The organism is Cupriavidus laharis (genome assembly GCF_914271435.1).
Taxonomy (GTDB): domain Bacteria; phylum Pseudomonadota; class Gammaproteobacteria; order Burkholderiales; family Burkholderiaceae; genus Cupriavidus; species Cupriavidus laharis.
In genome coordinates this window covers 46,621-65,267 of the sequence record NZ_CAJZAI010000007.1, presented here as the reverse complement: position 1 = coordinate 65,267, position 18,647 = coordinate 46,621, and the positions used below count along the sequence as shown (strand labels likewise).

Sequence of the window (18,647 nt, the reverse complement as noted above, 5' to 3'; positions counted from 1 at the left end):
GAAGCGAGCGATGCGAGTTGAGACGACGATTTCGACAAACTGCTGTCGGGTTGTTGCAGGGACAGTCTTCTCGCGCGGTATCTGCGTGCCGCGTCTGTCAATGCCTTGCCAGCGCTCCCGCCATGGCCACCGACACGGGGCCCAGCAGCGGAAGCAGGACATTGGAAATCGCATACGTGATCGTGTAGCCGATCACCGGGGTGCCGTTGCCGGCTGCGCTGGTCAGCGCCATGATCGTCGGCGTGCTGCAGTGCTGGCCGGCGACAGCGCCGAGCAGGATCGGCGTATCGAGCTTCAGCCAGCGGTGGCCGATGAACAGCGATATCGCGGCCGGTACCACCGAGACCAGGATGCCCGCTACCGGCAAAATCAGGCCGTATTCGCGAATGAGCTTGATGGCGTCGGGGCCGGCCGACAGGCCCACGGCGGCAATGAACGTGGCCAGGCCAAAGTCCTTCAGGATCTCGGCGGCGGACGAGGGCAGAGAGCCGAACAGCGGCACGCGCGCGCGCAGCCAGCCGAACATCAGGCCCGACACCAGGCAACCGCCGCCCGTGCCCAGCGTGAGATCGGCCTGGCCAAGCCTGACGCTAAACGAACCGATCAGCATGCCCAGCAGCACGCCGATGCCCAGGAACACGAAGTCCGTCTTGATGGTCGGCGTGACCGGGTAGCCGAGTTCCGGCACCACGCGCTGCACGGCTTCCTGCGGGCCGGTCAGCGTCAGCACGTCGCCACGCTCCAGCACGGTCTCCGGCAGCGTGGGGACGCTGTGCTGCATGCGTGCGATGCGCTGGATATAGACGCCGCGGCCCATGCCGACATCAGCCATCTGGCGCAGCCGCGCGAGGGTCAGGCCGCCGACTTCGCGCCGCGTGAGCAGTACGTCCTGCTCGCTCTGCACGGCTTCCATGCCGGGCGCATCGGGCTCATCGAGCATTTCGGGGCCGACCAGGCCGGTGAAGGTCACCATGGCGTCGCGCCGGCCGACCGCGAGCACCACGTCACCGGCACGCAGGACCTCCGCAGGCGTCGGCCGGAACGTATTCCCGTCGCGCCGCACACGCCGGATCGTCACGCCGAGCGCGACCAGCTTTTCGGCTTCCAGTACGGAGTTGCCGGCCACGCCTTCCACACGCAGCACGCGTGCGACCAGCAGCGGCAGCGCGCTGCTCTGGCCTTCGCCCATGTCGTTCTCGCCACCGAGTTTCTGCCACAGCTTCCCGGCGGATTCACGCAGGTTCACGCGTAACAACCAGGGTGCGAACTGGCTCGTGAACAGGACGATCGAGACCAGTCCGAACAGGTAGGTCACGCTGTACGCCGTGACGATATTGGTCTGCAGCACGCGCACTTGCTCCGGCGAGACGCCCAGCCGGGAAATCGCTTCGGACGCGGTGCCGATTACGGCTGACTCGGTCGCGGCGCCGGCGAGCAGGCCGGCGGCCGTGCCCTGGTCCAGCCCGAGCAGCGGCACTGCGATGGCCAGCAGGATCAGCAGTACAAAGACTTCCACGACCGACAGCAGCCCGATGCGCCATTCGCGCCCGACATTGGCAAAGAACTGCGGACCGCCGGTGAAGCCCAGCGCAAAGATGAAGACGGCGAAGGCAACGTTCTTGACATCATCATCGAGCCGCGACCCGCTTTGCCCGATCACGAGCGCGGCAATCAGCGTGCCGCAGATGCCGCCGAGCTGGAACGGCCCGAACCGGATCGCGCCAATGGCATGGCCGATCGCGAGCGCAAGAAAGAGCGCAATCTCCGGTTGCGAGGCAAGCAGGCCTGAAAGCAATTCCATGGCGCGGCAGCGATATCCTTGGATCGTGCGGCATAGCGCGGATACGTGCCGTCGCGCACGGCCGCCCGAAACGCGCGGCCGTGCAGGCCAGTACGCACCAGCATCCGCAGGGGATGCAGCGTGATGGATTATCACTGTCGGGGTGCAACCGGCGTACTGAAAGCTTTTGTCCGTGAATTAAATGCGGTCAATGTGCGATCAATGGCTGCTGCGCCGCAGCGTGGCGGCCTGGCCGCAGTTCACCCGATCGGGGGCGCCGCGCTACTTGCCGCCGGCTAGCCGTGCCTCGATGTGCTTGGCGCGCTCCAGCGATCCGGGGTGGCTGCTGAGCATGCTGGATTGGCCGCCATCGAGTGTCGCCAGCTTGCGGAATGCGGAGGCCAGCGCCTGGCGGTTGGCGCCGTTCCTGGTCAGCAGGTCGAACGAATAGTCGTCCGCGGCACTTTCCTGCCGTTGCGAGAACTGCGCATTGATGAATTGCTCGCCAAGGTCGGCGAGCTGCGACGATGTCAGTGCGGTGAGTGTCGGGCTGCCCAGCGAGCCGAGCAGGCCGCGCGCGGCCGACGTGCTGTACGCCACCTGCATGGCGTGCTTGGTATGGCCCAGCGCGACATGGCCGATCTCGTGCCCCACCACGCCGCGGACTTCATCGTCGGACATCAGGTCCATCAGGCCGCTGTAGACACGCACGCAACCGTTGGCCATCGCCCAGGCGTTCACGTCCTGGGTCATGTACACCTTGGCGTCCAGCGGCAGGCCGGTGTTGCCCAGGCCGCTCATCACGTTGGCCAGCCGCTTGGTATAGGTGCTGTCCGCTGCCGCAATGGTGTTCTTCTTGTCCATTTCCGCGCAGGACTGGTCGGACAGGGTCTTGACGTTGGCATCGGTCAGCGTGGCGGCCGAGAACAGGCTGCCGCCCGCTTGCGTCATGCTGTCCATGTTCATGTTGGCGCAACCGGCCTGCAGGGCAATGCAGGCAATGGCAGGGACGGCATATCGCGCGTATCGCGTCATGGCTGGGCTCCGGGGCGGGATTGACCAATGCATAGCATAGGAAAGCCGCAAGCGGATGCGCCAGTGGATTCCGTCCGACAAGGATGCGCGTGCAACGTCCAGGGGGCCGGCAGGTGGGAAGGTCGGGCGTCGAATAACGCTGCCGGGAAACCCGCGAGCGTTTCTGTGACGCGAAATGTACGTGTGATACGGCGGGCAGAATACGGGAGAGCCGTCCCGTGCACATTGACGTGACGGCTCCCGTTTTCCGGCGCTCAGCGCCCCGGCAATTCGTAGGCGATGGTGCGGATGACACCGCCGCTGTCCGGAACTTCGCAAAGAATCCGCGCGGACAGCACTTTCAGGTTGAATGGTGGCGCGGTCAGCACGAGCCCGCTCGGCTGCGCCCCGAACAGGCGCAGGTGCGAGCCGATCGTCTTGTCCAGATTGGGCGTGAAGTTCGCGCTCTGCGGCAGGTACTCGGTCAGGATCAGCACCTTGTATGGCCCCAGCTTCGACAGCACGGTAGCAATGCGCGCGTTGTCCAAATGATCGAGCACCTGGCGCAGGAACACGATGTCGCCCGGAGGCAGCGGATCGGCCGTGATGTCGACGCAGCGGAAGTCGACGTCGAGGTCGGCGAATCTCGTGCGGTTCGACTGGATCGCTGCGTCCACGACGTCGCAGCCGATGTAGCGTCCGCAAACGGCGCGAATGCGTTTGCCGACATTGAAGTCGCCGCAGCCGAGGTCGACGACGGACGGCGGCTCCGGCATCGCGCTGAGGTACTCGGTCACGGCCTTCACATAGGGTTCGACAATCTTCGGATCATGGGAACTGCTGCCACTGTAGAACCCCGACTGATCTTCGGCCACGCCCCAGGCGCCGGTTTTATACACATGGGTGAACACATCGCCCAGTGACTTGCCTTCATACAGCGAGCCTTCCCTGCGTATCACACGGTCGCGGTGAAACTTCAGCAACCACGCCGGCATCAAGGGCTTCAGCCGTTGCTTGAATCGTTGCGCCAGCACGGAGCGTGTGGATGTGGCTGCCGTCGTCATATTTCCTCCTGTCCGGGGACAGTTACGGGAAGGGGTCTGGATGTTCGAGCTTAGTAACAATCAGGGGCCGCTTCATCGTAAAGGTTGATGACGTTTGTGCGGAAGGCCTCAGAGCGAGTGAACTGGCCGAGCGGTATGAGGCAAACGCAGCCTGCTGAGTCCTGGCGAGCGGCGGTATCGCACATCACGATACCGCTGGCGTTCAGCCCGTCAGTGTACGAACACAGTACGTTCCAGTGCTTGCTCCATCTGCCCCTTGAGGCAGTCCACCAGACAGTAGACGCTGAAGCTGGCTTCGGAGGTCTCGCTCTGTTGTTCAAGCAGTGCCAATACGCCATTCATGCCGGCGCTGACTTTTTGCAGCTGCTCGTAGCCTTGAAGGATGACAGCGCTGTCGATGCCTGGTGTTGGGATGGCTTGCGGCTGTGTTGCGATTGTCATTCGAACCCCTCGATCTATTCAAATGGAAGGGCCTGCACGAGATGCCTGGAGAAGGGAGGTGGCAGGCCCGACGGCGGGGGTGGAAACCCGGACGAGAGGTAAGCCAAAGCCGGTCAGCTCGCGCTGCCCCGCCCGGCCTGCCTTTGAACAATGACAATCAGAAGCGGAATGCCAATGGCTTGTAGCAACCATTGGCATCACTCTCGTTCGGGTTTCCACGCCCGATCACCGATGTTTTCGGTGACGGCGTCAGTGTCTTGCTTCGGCCATCGGGTGTCGACGAGAGGAATCTGATTTTTGGGGGGGGCTGCAAATGTCGCCGTATCCTCGGGCCTGCGGCGGCCAGTACTGTTTCTGCGCCTTGATAGAGCGTCTCACGTCTCGTTTCCCGAGTAGCATGGACCCGATACCACTCCCCCATTGCTGTTGCTGGCGATAGCCATATCAGGCGTGTGTCGCTCACCGTGCGCCTACTTGGCAGGTTTCTTGTCGTCCTTCTGATTGCTCGGGAACAGGCCTCGAATCACGCCAAGGAAAGCGGCAAGAACATTGATCGTTGCCCCGGTCGTCACGGCTACGAGAACGGTATCGCTCAGGATCTGCTTGTCGAAAAAACCCTTCACCGCGGCGACCGTAGCAATGGCCACGATCCAAAATGCGATGCAGGCTTGCGCCAGGCAATAAGCCTTGTCGGCATAGTCGGCTCGCAGTAGGCGATTCGCCTGGCTATCCTGGACAAACTCGCGGACGATAGGCTCATCGGCCTGGCGTTCGTTGAGCGTGCGGGCCGGCGCGTCTTCCGTGGATGCTACCGGCTGCCCAAGAACAATAGCAGGGATGGATGGAACGCTGGGCTTCCCACCCATCAGCCGATATGCCGCATCAGGTCTTCATTGGAAATGGGGCCACCATCCGGGCCGCCGGTGATCGTCCATGCGGACTCGGGGCGATGTGTAATGCCGGAGAGCTGGGCGCCACTGTAGCCGCCGTAGGCCCGGATTACCTCATCGATGACTGCCCAGGTATAAGCGTCATCGGCGGGCACCGTGGGCTGGACAAGCGAATACCCGCCCCCTTGGGGCGATAGGAACGTACCGAATTGATCAATCGCGGATGCGCCGTAGTGCTTGAACTCGTGGTACAGCGAGGGGATGACCGGCCCGAATTTCCATCGGGAGAATGTGTCATCAATCAGCGGCTCGCCGTCTTTCCACTTCAGGTGCCAAGACTGGGCGAAGTACAGAAGCTTTTGCAGCTTCATTGGTGACAGATCGGGAAGGCGTCCTTCCTTTGCCTTCTGAATGAAGGCATTGGCGACCGCCATCGTCGGGTAAGCCATAACACCTCCGTTGCAAAACCATACCGCCGAGCCTGCCGGGGGACGTTGTAGCGTGCCGCCTACGGTTCCCGGATGGTCCAAATCAGGGTCGGAGTGTATCACTAGGGATCACTAACTATCACTATGCATCACTATGTAGCACTATGCACCCCGCCGTTTGTTGAAATATGGGCGCCGCAGCCTATTTCCAGTCGGCTGGCACAACCGTAGAAAGCACTCAGAAGTCGACATGTGCTGCCTGCCGCCGTGCAATGGCCACCAGGTGGGAGGCGCGGCAGAGCTCAGCAAACCCTATCTCAGCCAGATCGAGAAGCGCAAGCGAGACGGAACCGTTGATGTGCTGCAAAATCTCTGCGGCGCTCGGTGCCCCGATGGACATTCTGGTGGAGCCGAAGGAGGGCTGAGCGGCTTGCTCCGTGCACTCTGGATTGCATCGGTCATCGATCACGGTATCCGGCAGCACGAATGCGCCGTCAAACTATCCGGTGATGGTCGCTGCCCGTGTGGTCAGCTTGGGAAGTTCGCTGGTGATGTCGCGCAGAATGGCGACGGTCGAGGCATATGGCTTGTGCCCCCAGAAATGCCCCCAAGTACCCCCGGATGGAGTGGGGCTATGTCGAACAATGCTGGGAATAGAGAACCCCACAGATCTTGATTCTCTGGGGGGCCTTCGTGGGACTACGTTGGTATGTATTTGGTGCCCGGGGTCGGACTCGAACCGACACGCCTTGCGGCGGGGGATTTTGAGTCCCCTGCGTCTACCTGTTTCACCACCCGGGCAGGTGTGGGCGCCGGAACCGGCACCGCGCTGAGCCGCGAATTATGCCGCAAATCCCCTCGCCCGACAACCTTCGGATCCCTCAGCAGCCCCGGCGTTCAGTGGTGTGGCGGCTGCGGTCATAGTATTCAGGCGGCTTGCGGGCGATCCAGCGAATGAAGTCGGCCATGGCGGGGTGGCGCCGCAGCGCTTCCCAGTCGTGGAAGCCGCCTGCCAGCTCGGCTTCGGTGAAGACTGAGTGGATCTTCTGGTGGCAGACGCGGTGCATCGGCACGGTGTCGCGGCCGCCGTGGCTGCGCGGGATGGGGTGGTGGAGGTCGGTGCTCGGGCCTTCGATAAGCTTCCTGCCGCAGAGCGGGCAGCGGCCGGCAGTGGCATCCGGCTTGGGCACGGGCGGGCCGAGCTGGTCGTCCCGGCCGGCCCGGAGACTGCGTTTGACGACCATGGCGCAATCCGGTGAGTGGTATTGGCACGGATATCCGCACGGGCCGGACAGGGACTACGATGGCAGGGTTTGCCACGACGCCGAGCACGCCATGCCCGCACAATCCTCCCTGGCCAGCCTGGCCCGGTTGCCTTCGCAGGACCCGGCCTTCTACGAGCGAGAATACAACAACCGCGCGCGCGTGCCGGACAACGCCGAGCACATGGCGCGCTGGGCGTCGCTGTCGGCACAGGTGCGGGCGCGTGGCGGCTACCTGGAAGATCTCAGCTATGCCGCACCGGGTTCGACCCACGCGCAGGACGAGCGGCTGGACTATTTTCCGGGCGCTGGCGAGCGCCCGCCGCTGCTGGTGTTCGTGCATGGCGGCTATTTCCGCGCGCTGGACAAGCGCGACCACAGCTTCGTGGCCAGCGAGCTGCCGCGGCTGGGCGTGTCGGTGGCGGTCGTGAACTATTCGCTGTGCCCGTCCGTGACGGTGCCGGCTATCGTGCGCCAGGTGGTGGGCAGCGTGGCATGGCTGTACCGGCAATCGGAGAAGCTGGGCCATGACCACTCGCGCATTTTCGTGGCGGGCCATTCGGTTGGCGGCCACCTGGTGGCCATGCTGATGGCGGCGCTGTGGCCGCAGGTGGGGCCGGATTTGCCGGACGACCTCACAAAGGGCGGCTTGGCCATCAGCGGCCTGTACGACCTGGAGCCGCTGCGGCGCGCCGAATTCCTGCAGCGCGACCTGCGCCTGTCAGAGTCCGACGTAGCGCGCCTGTCGCCGGCGTTCATGCGGCCCGCGACGCACGCGCCGCTGGTGACGGCCGTGGGCGAACTGGAAACCGCCGAGTACCACCGCCAGAACGCGTTGATCCGTGCAGCCTGGCCAGCCAATGCGGCGCAGGATGTGCCGCTGCCGGGCCGCCACCATTTCAACGTGATGGACGACCTGGCCAATCCCAGCAGCACGCTGCTGCGTGCCGTCCTGGCGCTGACGGGCGTCAGGACGTAGCTCGCACGCTTACCCTTCCAGCACGCGCAGCAGGGACGACGTATCGTCCTTGCCCCAGCCTTTCTCCATGAGCACCTGAAGCTGGCTGGACGTGGCCTGCATGGCCGGCAGCTTCAGGCCGATTTCCTGCGCGATGTCGCGCGCCAGCCCGAAGTCTTTGTCATGCAGCCGCGCCTCGATGCCCGCGGCAAAGTCGCGCGCGACCATCTTGGGACCCATCAGGTCCAGCATGCGGCTGCCGGCCATGCCGGTGGACATGGCCTCGAACACGCGCGCCGTATCGACCTGCTGCGCGGCGGCAAAGCGCATGGCCTCGGCGATGCCTTCGATGTTGACCACCTGCGCGATCTGGTTGCACAGCTTGGCTACCTGGCCGGCGCCGTGGTCGCCGATGTGGGTGATGGTCTTGCCAAGCAGCGCCAGCAGCGGGCGCACGCCTTCCAGCACTTCGGGCTTGCCTCCGACCATGATGGTCAGCGTGGCGGCCTCAGCCCCGGCGGTGCCGCCGGACACTGGGCAGTCCAGCATGTCGATGCCGCGTGCGGCCAGCGCGGCGGCGATCTCGCGCGTGACGATCGGCGAGATGGTGCTGTGGTCCACGCAGACGGTACCGCGCGCGGCACCATGGATCACGCCGTTCTCGCCGAGCAGCACCTCGCGCACGTCCTCCGACGATGTCACGTTGGTGAACACCACGCTGGCGTCGCGCGCGGCTTCGGCGGGTGTGAAGAAGGGTTCGGCACCGAATGTGCGTGCTGCCTCGGCCGCTTCGGGGCGGCGCACGAAGGCGCGCACCGTGTGGCCCGCGGCCAGCAGGTGGCGGGCCATGTGCGAGCCCATGGCGCCCAGGCCGATGAAGGCGACGGTAGTCGATGGAGATGCGGTCATGTCAGGACTTCCTTGTTGCTGATCCGACAGCCGCCCCGCGCCGGATCACTGGTCCGGTGCGTAGGCGAACTTGCCGTTGCGGATAATCCCCATCACGCGCGAACGCTGGTCGAAGCCCTGGTGATCCTTGGCTGACAGGTTCAGCACGCCGTTGGGGACGGTGAGGTTGTTGGTATTTTCCAGCGCATCGCGCAGGGCGTGGCGGAATGCGGGGGTACCGGGCTGCGCGCCGGTCTTGAGCGCGCGGCGGCTGGCGTCGTCGAGCAGTTGCCACGCGCCCCAGGCGTCGCCGGCGAACTGGGTGACGGTGTCAGGGCCGTACTTGCCTTCATATTGGTTGACGAAGGACAGTGCGACCTTCTTCACAGGGTGGCCGTCCGGCAGCTGGCGCGCCACCACCACCGGGCCGGTCGGGAAGAGGGTGCCTTCCACGTCCTTGCCGCCCATGCGCAGGAATTCCCACGAGGCGATCCCGTGAGTCTGGTAGACCTTGCCCTTGTAGCCGCGCTCGCCCAGCGTCTTCTGCGGCAGCACGGCGGGCGTGCCGGCGCCGGCGATGAGGATGGCATCCGGATGGGCGGCCATCAGCTTGAGGACCTGCCCGGTTACCGAGGTATCGGCGCGCGAGAAGCGCTCATTGGCCACAACCTTGATCTTGCGCACGTCAGCCAGCCGCGAAAACTCGCGCCACCAGCTTTCGCCATAAGCGTCATTGAAGCCGATGAAGCCAACCGACTTGACGCCATGGTTGCTCATGTACTCGGTCAGCACGGTCGCCATGTGCGAGTCGTTCTGCGGCATCTTGAAGACCCAGCGGCGCTTGGGGTCGCTCTGCGGCTCGACGATCGTGGCCGATGCGGCCAGCGTGACCATCGGCGTTTCGCCTTCGCGGATGGCGTCGAGCGAGGCCAGTGCCGTGGCAGTGATATTGGGGCCGACGATCACATCGACCTTTTCCTCGGAGATCAGCTTGCGCACATTGCGCACGGCGGCGGACGGGTCCGTCGCGTCGTCCAGCACGATGTAGTGCGCCTTCTGCCCGCCCAATGTCTGTGGCCACATCAGCACGGTGTTCTTCGACGGAATGCCGATCGACGCTGCGGGGCCGGTGGTCGATACGTCGATGCCGACGCGAATGTCGGCCTGGGCGGCATTGGCAATCAGTACGGTGGCGGAGGCGCAGGCGATGACGAGCGCGCGGCGCAACGGGTTGGGCATGGTTCTCCTCTTGATGTGTTTTCTTTTCCTCGGCCGCTTCTCTCCCCCGACGGGAGAGAAAAGCGGTCAGGCAACAAGCATAGCGGAGTGGACGGTGATCCGCATTTGGCGGGTTCCCGGCTGTTTACTTCACACCCAGCCGCCAGAGCGAGGTTACTTCCGCTGAGCGCGCCGCGTGCAGCGAGTCGGCAGCGTCTGTAGCGCGCGGGTGCCGCGGGCGGATGTCCGAGCGGTCCAGCACCTGCAGTCCGGCCGCGTCGATCCAGCCGAGCAGTTGCTCGCGCGAACGCAGCCCGAGGTGTTCGGCGAGGTCGGACAGTAGCAGCCAGCCTTCGCCGCCGGGTTCGAGGTGCGCGGCCAGCCCGTCCAGGAAGCCGCGCAGCATGGCGCTGTCGGGGTCGTAGACCGCACGTTCCACGGGCGAGCTCGGCCGTGCCGGCACCCAGGGCGGGTTGCACACGACCAGCGGCGCGCGTCCCGGCGGGAACAGGTCGGCTTCCAGGATTTCCACCTGGCCGGCCACGCCAAGCTGTTCGATGTTCTCGCGTGCGCAAGCCAGTGCGCGGGGATCCTGGTCGGTGGCCACCACGTGCTGCACACCGCGTCGGGCCAGCACGGCCGACAGCACGCCGGTACCGGTGCCGATGTCGAAGGCAAGCGTCTTCGCCGGCAGCGGCTCGTTGGCGACGAGGTCCACGTACTCGCCGCGTACCGGCGAGAACACGCCATACCACGGGTGGATGCGCGCGCCCAGCGCGGGAATCTCCACGCCTTTGCGGCGCCATTCGTAGGCGCCGATCATGCCGAGCAGCTCGCGCATCGACGCCACGTAGGGTTCGCCGGCGTCGCCGTAGACCTGCTCGCACGCCTGGCTGACGTCCGGCGCGCGGCGTAGCGGTACGGTGTGGCCGGCCTCGAACGGCAGCAACAGCATGCCCAGCGTGCGTGCGCGCTGCGACTGGGCCAGCCGGTGCTGGTGGAATGCCTCCATCGTCGACTCGGGCGCGGCGGGTTTGTGCCCCGGCCGGCTCTTCTTCTTCGGTTTGCGCTCGGTGCGGCGGGCCATGGCCTGCAGCAGCTGGCGTGCGTTCTGGAAATCGCCGCGCCACAGCAGCGCGGTGCCTTCGCAGGCCAGGCGGTAGGCGGTATCGGCGGAGGTGGTGTCATCGGCCACCACCACGCGGCGCGGCGGCGGCAGGCCGGCTTCCGAGCGCCAGCGCGCACTGTGTTCCGCGCCGTCCTCGGTCCAGTGGATCTGCGGGAATTCGCTCACGGGCGGGCCTCCGGCTGCGGGTGGCACGGGCGTGCCAGGGAAAGGTGCATGAATAGTGTCCTGCTTATATAGAAAGGGAGGGCGGAGGTGCCGGGGCTCAGAGTTCGTAGGCCTCGTGCTCGCCCGACATGGCCTGCTCCACCAGCTTGCGGTTCAGCGTCGGTGAGAACAGTTCGATGAAGGTATAGACGAAGCTGCGCAGGTAGGCGCCCTGCTTGACGGCCAGATGCGTCACATTGGTGCCGAACAGGTGGCCGGCGGGAATGCCGCGCAGGTTGCGGTCGCGCTCGGCATCGTAGGCAAGGCCCGCGACAATGCCGATGCCGAGCCCGATTTCCACGTAAGTCTTGATCACGTCGGCGTCAATGGCCTCCAGGATGATGTCCGGCTCCAGGTGGCGCAGCGCGAAGGCCTTGTCGATCTTGGGTCGACCGGCGAAGTTCGGGTCATAGGTAATGAGCGGGTAGCCCTTCAGGTCTTCCAGCGCCAGGTGCTTTTTTTCCAGCAGTGGATGGTCTGGTGGCGTAATCACCACATGTTGCCACTGGTAGCCGGGCAGCGAGACGAGGGTCTTTTCGTCGGAAATGCCTTCGGTGGCGATGCCGATGTCCGCCTGGTCATGAAGCAGCATGTCGGCAATCTGTGCCGGGTTGCCCTGCTGGATCGACAGCCGCACCTTCGGGTAGCGCTTGGTGAACTCGCTAATGACCCGCGGCAGGGCATAGCGTGCCTGCGTGTGAGTGGTGGCAATGGTGAAGTTGCCCTGATCCTGTGCGGCGTAATCCATGCCCACGCGCTTCAGGCTTTCCACCTCCTGCAGGATCTTTTCCACCGAGTTGAGGATGCGCCTCCCGGGCTCGGTCAGGCTGCGGATGCGCTTGCCATGGCGCGTGAAGATATCGACACCCAGCTCTTCTTCCAGCTCGATGATGGCCTTGGATACACCCGGTTGTGATGTATAGAGCGCTTTTGCGGCTTCCGTCAGATTGTAGTTCTGGCGTACCGCTTCACGCACAAAACGAAACTGGTGCAGGTTCATATAACTTCGATCGTATAAACAAACAACTTCTTATTAGTTTGAGGTATGAGGCCAGTTTATTACGATTCTCGAACTTTGTTAATGAATGGCCAGCCCGCATTGCGCCCGCAGTTGCCACCCTGAAAGTGGCGCCGGCAAGACGGACTGGCTCAGCCGAGCCTTCCCCATGTCCCTTGCCTATACCGTTTCTGGTTTGCTGGTAGGCGTCCTCGTCGGTCTGACCGGTGTGGGCGGGGGCTCGCTCATGACGCCGCTGCTGACGCTGCTGTTCGGTTTCTCGCCGGCCACCGCCGTGGGCACCGACCTCGCCTTCGCGGCCATCACCAAGGGCTTCGGCACCCTTGCGCACCGTGCGCACGGGCATGTGCAGTGGCAGGTCGTGCGTCGCCTGTGCATCGGCAGCCTGCCTGCCGCGGCCATCGCCATCCTCATCCTCAAGAGCGCCGGCGAACTCGATGCCCAGTGGCTGCATGCCATCCGCGTGACGATCGGCGTGTCGGTGCTGCTGACCGTGCTGTCGCTGCTGTTCCGCAAGCAGATGCTGGCCTGGCTCGGGCGCAACCCGCGCTTCCAGCTGCATGGCCGCGCACAGGTGATTGCCACCATCGTGGTCGGCGCCGTGATCGGGGCGCTGGTCACGGTGTCGTCGATCGGTGCCGGCGCGGTTGGCGCCACGCTGATCCTGCTGCTGTATCCCCATATGAAGCCGGCCGAGGTGGCCGGCACCGACATCGCCTACGCCGTCCCGCTGACGGCGCTGGCCGGGCTGGGCCACGTGTGGCTCGGCACCGTCGACTGGAATCTGCTGCTGGCGCTGCTGGTGGGCTCGATCCCCGGCATCTGGCTGGGTGCTCAGCTCTCCCGCGCGCTGCCCGAGCGCCTGGTGCGCGCGGCCCTGGCCACCACGCTGACCCTGGTCGCCATCAAGCTCGTCTCCTGAATTCAACGAATACTGAACGGACCCCGCCATGTATCAGTACGACCAATATGACCAGCGTATCGTCAAAGAGCGCGTCGCCCAGTTCCGTGACCAGGTGCGCCGCCGCCTGTCGGACGAACTGACCGAGGAAGAATTCCTGCCGCTGCGCCTGCAGAACGGCCTGTACATGCAGCGCCACGCCTACATGCTGCGCGTGGCGATCCCGTACGGCCTGCTGGCGTCGAAGCAGCTGCGCAAGCTGGCGCACATCGCGCGCGAATACGACCGCGGCTACGGCCACTTCTCGACCCGCCAGAACATCCAGTACAACTGGATGGAGCTGGAGCGCGTGCCCGATGCGCTGGCCGAGCTGGCCAGCGTGGAAATGCACGCCATCCAGACCTCCGGCAACTGCGTGCGCAACATCACCACCGACCACTTCGCCGGCGTCGCGCCGGACGAGAGCGTGGACCCGCGCGTGCTGGCCGAGCTGCTGCGCCAGTGGAGCACGTTCCAGCCGGAATTCGCGTTCCTGCCGCGCAAGTTCAAGATCGCCATCTCGGCCTCGAAGGACGACCGCGCCGTGGTGCAGATGCACGACATCGGCATCTACGCCTACAAGAACGACGCCGGCGAGACCCGCATCCGCGTGCTGGCTGGCGGCGGCCTGGGCCGCACCCCGATCCTCGGCACGATCATCAAGGACGACCTGCCCTGGCAGCACATGCTGACCTACGTCGAGTCCGCCATCCGCGTGTACAACCGCTATGGCCGCCGCGACAACAAGTACAAGGCGCGCATCAAGATCCTGGTCAAGGCCATCGGCGCCGAGAAGTTCGCGCAGGAAGTCGAAGAGGAATGGCAGTACAGCAAGGACGGCCCCGGCACGCTGACGCAGGACGAATTCGACCGCGTGGCGCAGTACTTCACGCCGCCGGCCTATGAAAAGCTGGCCGACACCGACGCTTCGTACGAGAAGCACCTGCTGGAAGACAAGGCTTTCGCCCGCTGGGTGAGCCGCAGCGTGCACGGCCACAAGGTGCCCGGCTACGCAGCCGTGACGCTGTCGACCAAGCCGGGTCCGGTCTCGCCCCCGGGCGACGCCACGGCCGAGCAGATGGAAACCGTGGCCGAGCTGGCCGACCGCTTCGGCTTCGGCGAACTGCGTGTCGCGCACGAGCAGAACCTGGTGCTGCCGGACGTGAAGAAGCACGACCTGTACGACCTGTGGCAACTCGCGAAGAAGGCTGGCCTGGCCACTGCCAACATCGGCCTGCTGACCGACATCATCGCCTGCCCGGGCGGCGACTTCTGCTCGCTGGCCAATGCCAAGTCGATCCCGATCGCGCTGGCCATCCAGGAGCGTTTCGACAACCTGGACTTTGTCCATGACCTGGGCGAGGTGTCGCTGAATATCTCGGGCTGCATCAACGCCTGCGGCCACCACCACGTCGGCAATATCGGCATCCTCGGCGTCGACAAGGATGGTTCCGAGTGGTACCAGGTCACGCTGGGCGGTGCCCAGGGCAACAACACCGCGCTGGGCAAGGTCATCGGCCCGTCGTTCAGCGCGGAGGAAATGCCCGACGTGATCTCGCGCATTATCGAGACCTTCGTGGCCAACCGCATCGAAGACGAACGCTTCATCGAGACCGTGAACCGGATCGGCATTGCTCCGTTCAAGGAGCGCGTCTATGCCGACAAGCAGCCGCGCGAGCGCGCCGAAGCCTGAGGACCGGAGAAAGACACATGGCAAAGATCATTCAACTGCAACGTACTGCCGACGCAGTCACCCCGGTCATCGTCGAAGACAGCTGGACCGTGCTGCGCGGCGCCGAAGGCCAGCCGCTGACCGACGAGCTGATCACCGCCGCGGTGCAAAGCCAGGATGCCGTCCTGTTCCCGTTGACGGTGTGGAAGTCGCATGAAGGCCTGCTGGCCGGCCGCGCGCGCGAGCGCACCGGCGTGTGGCTCGCACCCGAAGACGAGCCGGGCGATGTCCAGCCGCTGTTCGACGGCGTGGCCGTGGTCGCGGTGGATTTCCCGGTGTTCCGCGATGGCCGCGGCTTTTCCACGGCTTACCTGCTGCGCAGCCGCTACCAGTGGAAGGGCCAGCTGCGCGCCATCGGCGACGTGCTGCGCGACCAGCTCAACTTCATGAAGCGCTGCGGCTTCGACACCTTCGCGGTGCGCGCCGACAAGAACATCGACGATGCGATCAAGGGCTTCACCGAATTCACCGTGACGTACCAGGCTTCGGTCGACGAGCCGCTGCCGCTGTTCCGCCGCGCGCGCGCCGAGGTTGGCGCAAGGGAATCGGCATGACCAGCGCATTGAGCGATATCGCGGTGGTGGATGCCGGCGCACCGGCATCGGCGCTGCGTCCCGCGCTGTGGACCATGCCCGAGTACACGGGCAGCCTGGCGGCGCTGGAAGAGAAGGAGCGTGAGCTGGCGACCCGCCTGGCGGGCATTGCCGGGCGTTTCTTCCGCGCGCGCTTCGCCACCAGCCTCGCAGCCGAGGACATGGTGCTGACCGACGCGATCCTGCGCGGCACGCAGGCGGTGCGCACCGGCATCCGTGTGTTCACGCTGAACACCGGCCGCCTGCATGCGGAGACGCTGGCCGTGCTGGACCAGGTGACCGACCACTACGGCTACACCATCGAGCAATACACGCCGGATTCCGAGGCAGTGGAAAACTACCTCAAGAAGCACGGACTGAACGCGTTCTACGACAGCGTCGACCTGCGCAAGGAATGCTGCGGCATCCGCAAGGTGGAACCCCTCAACCGAGCGCTGTCGCACGCGGATGCCTGGATGACCGGCCAGCGCCGCGAGCAGGCCGTCACGCGCGCCGAGCTGCCGTTCGAGGAAATGGACGAAGCCCGCGGCATCCCGAAGTTCAATCCGCTGGCGGACTGGACCGAGGCAGAGGTGTGGGCCTACCTGAAGCGCCACAACGTGCCGGTCAACGCGCTGCATGCCAAGGGCTACCCCAGCATTGGCTGCGAACCCTGTACGCGTGCGGTGCGCGCGGGCGAAGACGTGCGCGCCGGGCGCTGGTGGTGGGAGAGCAAGGACTCGAAAGAGTGCGGGCTCCACGAACAGAACATCAAGCATTGACGCATTGAAGCATTCGAGGCCGAACGACATGGGCATCATGAACGACATCGCAAGCGCCGCCAGCAACGTGGCGCACCTGCTGCAGGTACAGAACGACCACCTCGACCGCCTGGAGGCCGAGTCGATCTACATCATCCGTGAAGTGGTGGCCGAGTGCCGCAACCCGGCCCTGCTGTTCTCGGGCGGCAAGGACTCGATCGTCATGCTGCACCTGGCACTGAAGGCCTTCCGCCTGGGCGACCGCAAGATCGAGCTGCCTTTCCCGCTGGTGCACATCGATACCGGCCACAATTACCCGGAAGTGATCGCGTTCCGTGACCAGCGCGTGGCCGAACTCGGTGCGCGCCTGGTGGTGGGGCACGTGGAAGATTCCATCAAGCGCGGCACCGTGCGCCTGCGCAAGGACACCGACTCGCGCAATGCGGCGCAGGCCGTGACGCTGCTGGAAACCATCGCCGAGCACCAGTTCGACGCACTGATGGGGGGGGCCCGCCGCGACGAAGAGAAGGCCCGCGCCAAGGAGCGCATCTTCTCGTTCCGCGACGAGTTCGGCCAGTGGGATCCGAAGGCCCAGCGCCCCGAGCTGTGGAGCCTCTACAACGCGCGCATGGCGCAGGGCGAGCAGATGCGCGTGTTCCCGATCTCGAACTGGACCGAGCTGGACGTGTGGCAGTACATCGCCCGCGAAAAGCTGGCGCTGCCGCCGATCTACTACGCGCACCAGCGCGAAGTGGTGCGCAAGAATGGCCTGCTGGTGCCGGTGACGCCGATCACGCCGAAGCAGGACGGCGACGTCAGCGAAACGCTGTCGGTCCGCTTCCGTACTGTCGGCGACATCAGCTGCACCTGCCCGGTGGCCAGCGAAGCCGATTCGCCCGAAGCGATCATCGCCGAAACCGCGGTGACCGAAATCACCGAGCGCGGCGCCACGCGCATGGACGACCAGACCAGCGAGGCGTCGATGGAACGCCGCAAGAAGGAAGGCTATTTCTAAGCCGACGCAGCCAAGGATCCAGACATGACTCACCAATCTACCCACCAGGGCCTGCTGCGTTTCATCACCGCGGGCTCCGTCGACGACGGCAAGAGCACGCTGATCGGCCGCCTGCTGTTCGACAGCAAGGCCGTGCTGTCCGACCAGCTGACCGCGCTGGCCAATGCCAAGAACAAGCGCACCGCGGGCGAGGAGATCGACTTCTCGTTGCTGACCGACGGCCTCGAAGCCGAGCGCGAGCAGGGCATCACCATCGACGTGGCATACCGCTATTTCTCGACGGCGCGCCGCAAGTTCATCATCGCCGACACGCCGGGCCACGAGCAGTACACGCGCAACATGGTGACGGGCGCCTCGACGGCGCACGCGGCCATCGTGCTGGTGGATGCCACCCGCGTGACGGTCAAGGACGGCCGCGCCGAACTGCTCGCGCAGACCAAGCGCCATTCGGCCATCCTGAAGCTGCTGGAGCTGCAGCACGTGATCGTGGCCATCAACAAGATGGACCTGGTCGACTACAGCGAGCAACGCTTCAACGAGATCCGCGCCGCCTACGCCGAACTGGCTGAACAGCTCGGCCTCAAGGACGTGCGCTACGTGCCCGTGTCCGCGCTGCGCGGCGACAACATCGTGCACGCCAGCGACGCCATGCCCTGGTACCAGGGCGAGCCGCTGCTGCCGCTACTCGAAGAGCTGCCGGTCGAAGAAGTCGCGCCCGAGGGTGATGCCGCACTGCGCTTCCCGGTGCAGCTGGTGATCCGCCAGGATGGCTCGCAGTCTGACGATTTCCGCGGCTACGCCGGCCGCGTCGAGGCAGGCACCGTGCGTGTCGGCCAGAAGCTGCGCGTGCTGCCCGCCAACCGCGAAGCAGTGGTGGCCGAGGTGCTGACGCCGAACGGCGCTGCAGATTCCGCCAGCGCAGGCGATACCGTGACGGTGCGCCTGTCCGAGGACGTCGATGTATCACGCGGTGACATGTTCGTCGCCGCCGACGCGGCGGCTGCCTCCGCCAAGAAGCTGCAGGCGGACCTGTGCTGGTTTGACGACGAATCGCTGAACCCTTCGCGCAAGTACGTGCTCAAGCACACTACGGCCAGCGTGTTCGCGCGCGTGTCGGCTGTGGATCGCGTGCTGGATGTGCATACGCTGTCGCACGAGACCGGCCGCCACGACATCCGCCTGAACGACATCGGCTCGGTGCATCTCTCGCTGCAGAAGCCGATCGTGTGCGACACCTATGGTGACAACCCGGCGACCGGCGCGTTCGTGCTGATCGACGAGGCGACCAACCACACGGTGGCCGCGGGCATGATCCGTGCATACTCCTGAGCGT

Annotated in this window: 19 protein-coding genes and 1 tRNA gene; 7 read left to right on the top strand and 13 right to left on the bottom strand. The window is 65.1% G+C overall.

Annotation, left to right across the window (positions count from 1 at the left end; all coding sequences use genetic code 11):
• Positions 1-97: 97 nt before the first annotated feature.
• From aspT to LDO29_RS15505, 9 genes are all read right to left on the bottom strand, one after another.
• Positions 98-1,801 carry an aspartate-alanine antiporter gene (gene aspT / locus LDO29_RS15545; protein ID WP_224080688.1) on the bottom strand — a complete coding sequence of 568 codons (1,704 nt, stop codon included), beginning with the start codon at positions 1,799-1,801 and terminating at the stop codon, positions 98-100.
• Between the two features lie 261 nt (positions 1,802-2,062).
• Complete coding sequence (gene loiP / locus LDO29_RS15540) at positions 2,063-2,815, bottom strand: metalloprotease LoiP (protein WP_224080687.1); 753 nt, start codon at positions 2,813-2,815, stop codon at positions 2,063-2,065.
• A 254-nt stretch (positions 2,816-3,069) separates the two neighbouring features.
• Entirely contained in the window at positions 3,070-3,858 is a 789-nt protein-coding gene (locus tag LDO29_RS15535) for a class I SAM-dependent methyltransferase (protein ID WP_224080686.1), read from the bottom strand.
• Positions 3,859-4,068: 210 nt separating this feature from the next.
• Complete coding sequence (locus tag LDO29_RS15530; protein ID WP_224080685.1) at positions 4,069-4,299, bottom strand: DUF1484 family protein; 231 nt, start codon at positions 4,297-4,299, stop codon at positions 4,069-4,071.
• A gap of 470 nt (positions 4,300-4,769) precedes the next feature.
• A complete protein-coding gene (locus tag LDO29_RS15525) occupies positions 4,770-5,165 on the bottom strand; it encodes a hypothetical protein (RefSeq protein ID WP_224080684.1) in 396 nt (131 codons plus the stop codon).
• Positions 5,165-5,638: a Panacea domain-containing protein gene (locus LDO29_RS15520; RefSeq protein ID WP_224080683.1), complete on the bottom strand. Its 474-nt coding sequence runs from the start codon at positions 5,636-5,638 to the stop codon at positions 5,165-5,167. Before LDO29_RS15520 ends, LDO29_RS15525 begins: the two co-directional genes overlap by 1 nt.
• 217 nt (positions 5,639-5,855) lie before the next feature.
• Entirely contained in the window at positions 5,856-6,101 is a 246-nt protein-coding gene (locus tag LDO29_RS15515; protein WP_224080682.1) for a hypothetical protein, read from the bottom strand.
• 232 nt (positions 6,102-6,333) lie between these two features.
• Positions 6,334-6,418, bottom strand: a tRNA-Leu gene (locus LDO29_RS15510).
• A gap of 80 nt (positions 6,419-6,498) precedes the next feature.
• The gene (locus tag LDO29_RS15505) at positions 6,499-6,861 is read right to left on the bottom strand and encodes an HNH endonuclease (RefSeq protein ID WP_224080681.1); all 363 of its coding nucleotides are present in this window, start codon (positions 6,859-6,861) and stop codon (positions 6,499-6,501) included.
• A gap of 91 nt (positions 6,862-6,952) precedes the next feature.
• Here LDO29_RS15505 and LDO29_RS15500 point away from each other — a divergent pair, with 91 nt between their 5' ends.
• On the top strand, positions 6,953-7,858 hold the full coding sequence (locus tag LDO29_RS15500; RefSeq protein WP_224080680.1) for an alpha/beta hydrolase: 906 nt from the start codon (positions 6,953-6,955) through the stop codon (positions 7,856-7,858).
• Between the two features lie 9 nt (positions 7,859-7,867).
• On the opposite strand, the gene LDO29_RS15495 is transcribed toward LDO29_RS15500, so the two are convergent.
• The 4 genes from LDO29_RS15495 to LDO29_RS15480 form a co-directional block, all read right to left on the bottom strand.
• Positions 7,868-8,746 (bottom strand): NAD(P)-dependent oxidoreductase, encoded by an 879-nt coding sequence (locus LDO29_RS15495; RefSeq protein WP_224080679.1) that lies wholly within the window; start codon positions 8,744-8,746, stop codon positions 7,868-7,870.
• A gap of 45 nt (positions 8,747-8,791) precedes the next feature.
• A complete protein-coding gene (locus LDO29_RS15490; protein ID WP_224080678.1) occupies positions 8,792-9,964 on the bottom strand; it encodes an ABC transporter substrate-binding protein in 1,173 nt (390 codons plus the stop codon).
• 124 nt (positions 9,965-10,088) lie between these two features.
• Positions 10,089-11,237 (bottom strand): methyltransferase, encoded by a 1,149-nt coding sequence (locus LDO29_RS15485; RefSeq protein ID WP_224080677.1) that lies wholly within the window; start codon positions 11,235-11,237, stop codon positions 10,089-10,091.
• Positions 11,238-11,334: 97 nt separating this feature from the next.
• Complete coding sequence (locus LDO29_RS15480) at positions 11,335-12,276, bottom strand: CysB family HTH-type transcriptional regulator (protein ID WP_224080676.1); 942 nt, start codon at positions 12,274-12,276, stop codon at positions 11,335-11,337.
• A gap of 166 nt (positions 12,277-12,442) precedes the next feature.
• Here LDO29_RS15480 and LDO29_RS15475 point away from each other — a divergent pair, with 166 nt between their 5' ends.
• Genes LDO29_RS15475 through LDO29_RS15450 form a run of 6 tightly spaced genes read left to right on the top strand, consistent with a single transcriptional unit; the run spans position 12,443 to position 18,643 of the window.
• Entirely contained in the window at positions 12,443-13,216 is a 774-nt protein-coding gene (locus LDO29_RS15475; protein ID WP_224080675.1) for a sulfite exporter TauE/SafE family protein, read from the top strand.
• Between the two features lie 28 nt (positions 13,217-13,244).
• On the top strand, positions 13,245-14,927 hold the full coding sequence (locus LDO29_RS15470) for a nitrite/sulfite reductase (protein ID WP_224080674.1): 1,683 nt from the start codon (positions 13,245-13,247) through the stop codon (positions 14,925-14,927).
• 17 nt (positions 14,928-14,944) lie between these two features.
• A complete protein-coding gene (locus LDO29_RS15465) occupies positions 14,945-15,520 on the top strand; it encodes a DUF934 domain-containing protein (protein ID WP_224080673.1) in 576 nt (191 codons plus the stop codon).
• The gene (locus tag LDO29_RS15460; protein ID WP_224080672.1) at positions 15,517-16,320 is read left to right on the top strand and encodes a phosphoadenylyl-sulfate reductase; all 804 of its coding nucleotides are present in this window, start codon (positions 15,517-15,519) and stop codon (positions 16,318-16,320) included. Before LDO29_RS15465 ends, LDO29_RS15460 begins: the two co-directional genes overlap by 4 nt.
• A 28-nt stretch (positions 16,321-16,348) precedes the next feature.
• On the top strand, positions 16,349-17,314 hold the full coding sequence (cysD, locus tag LDO29_RS15455) for a sulfate adenylyltransferase subunit CysD (RefSeq protein ID WP_224080889.1): 966 nt from the start codon (positions 16,349-16,351) through the stop codon (positions 17,312-17,314).
• A gap of 24 nt (positions 17,315-17,338) precedes the next feature.
• The gene (locus LDO29_RS15450; RefSeq protein ID WP_224080671.1) at positions 17,339-18,643 is read left to right on the top strand and encodes a sulfate adenylyltransferase subunit 1; all 1,305 of its coding nucleotides are present in this window, start codon (positions 17,339-17,341) and stop codon (positions 18,641-18,643) included.
• The last annotated feature ends 4 nt before the right edge of the window (positions 18,644-18,647 follow it).

What these genes read in the sequence shown, in the direction of transcription:
- loiP (WP_224080687.1), bottom strand. Translation starts at nt 2,815, where the DNA reads ATGACGCGATACGCGCGATATGCCGTCCCTGCCATTGCCTGCATTGCC.
- LDO29_RS15470 (WP_224080674.1), top strand. Translation starts at nt 13,245, where the DNA reads ATGTATCAGTACGACCAATATGACCAGCGTATCGTCAAAGAGCGCGTC.
- LDO29_RS15530 (WP_224080685.1), bottom strand. Translation starts at nt 4,299, where the DNA reads ATGACAATCGCAACACAGCCGCAAGCCATCCCAACACCAGGCATCGAC.
- LDO29_RS15460 (WP_224080672.1), top strand. Translation starts at nt 15,517, where the DNA reads ATGACCAGCGCATTGAGCGATATCGCGGTGGTGGATGCCGGCGCACCG.
- cysD (WP_224080889.1), top strand. Translation starts at nt 16,349, where the DNA reads ATGGGCATCATGAACGACATCGCAAGCGCCGCCAGCAACGTGGCGCAC.
- LDO29_RS15480 (WP_224080676.1), bottom strand. Translation starts at nt 12,276, where the DNA reads ATGAACCTGCACCAGTTTCGTTTTGTGCGTGAAGCGGTACGCCAGAAC.
- LDO29_RS15500 (WP_224080680.1), top strand. Translation starts at nt 6,953, where the DNA reads ATGCCCGCACAATCCTCCCTGGCCAGCCTGGCCCGGTTGCCTTCGCAG.
- LDO29_RS15450 (WP_224080671.1), top strand. Translation starts at nt 17,339, where the DNA reads ATGACTCACCAATCTACCCACCAGGGCCTGCTGCGTTTCATCACCGCG.
- LDO29_RS15475 (WP_224080675.1), top strand. Translation starts at nt 12,443, where the DNA reads ATGTCCCTTGCCTATACCGTTTCTGGTTTGCTGGTAGGCGTCCTCGTC.
- LDO29_RS15495 (WP_224080679.1), bottom strand. Translation starts at nt 8,746, where the DNA reads ATGACCGCATCTCCATCGACTACCGTCGCCTTCATCGGCCTGGGCGCC.
- aspT (WP_224080688.1), bottom strand. Translation starts at nt 1,801, where the DNA reads ATGGAATTGCTTTCAGGCCTGCTTGCCTCGCAACCGGAGATTGCGCTC.
- LDO29_RS15535 (WP_224080686.1), bottom strand. Translation starts at nt 3,858, where the DNA reads ATGACGACGGCAGCCACATCCACACGCTCCGTGCTGGCGCAACGATTC.
- LDO29_RS15505 (WP_224080681.1), bottom strand. Translation starts at nt 6,861, where the DNA reads ATGGTCGTCAAACGCAGTCTCCGGGCCGGCCGGGACGACCAGCTCGGC.
- LDO29_RS15520 (WP_224080683.1), bottom strand. Translation starts at nt 5,638, where the DNA reads ATGGCTTACCCGACGATGGCGGTCGCCAATGCCTTCATTCAGAAGGCA.
- LDO29_RS15525 (WP_224080684.1), bottom strand. Translation starts at nt 5,165, where the DNA reads ATGGGTGGGAAGCCCAGCGTTCCATCCATCCCTGCTATTGTTCTTGGG.
- LDO29_RS15490 (WP_224080678.1), bottom strand. Translation starts at nt 9,964, where the DNA reads ATGCCCAACCCGTTGCGCCGCGCGCTCGTCATCGCCTGCGCCTCCGCC.
- LDO29_RS15465 (WP_224080673.1), top strand. Translation starts at nt 14,945, where the DNA reads ATGGCAAAGATCATTCAACTGCAACGTACTGCCGACGCAGTCACCCCG.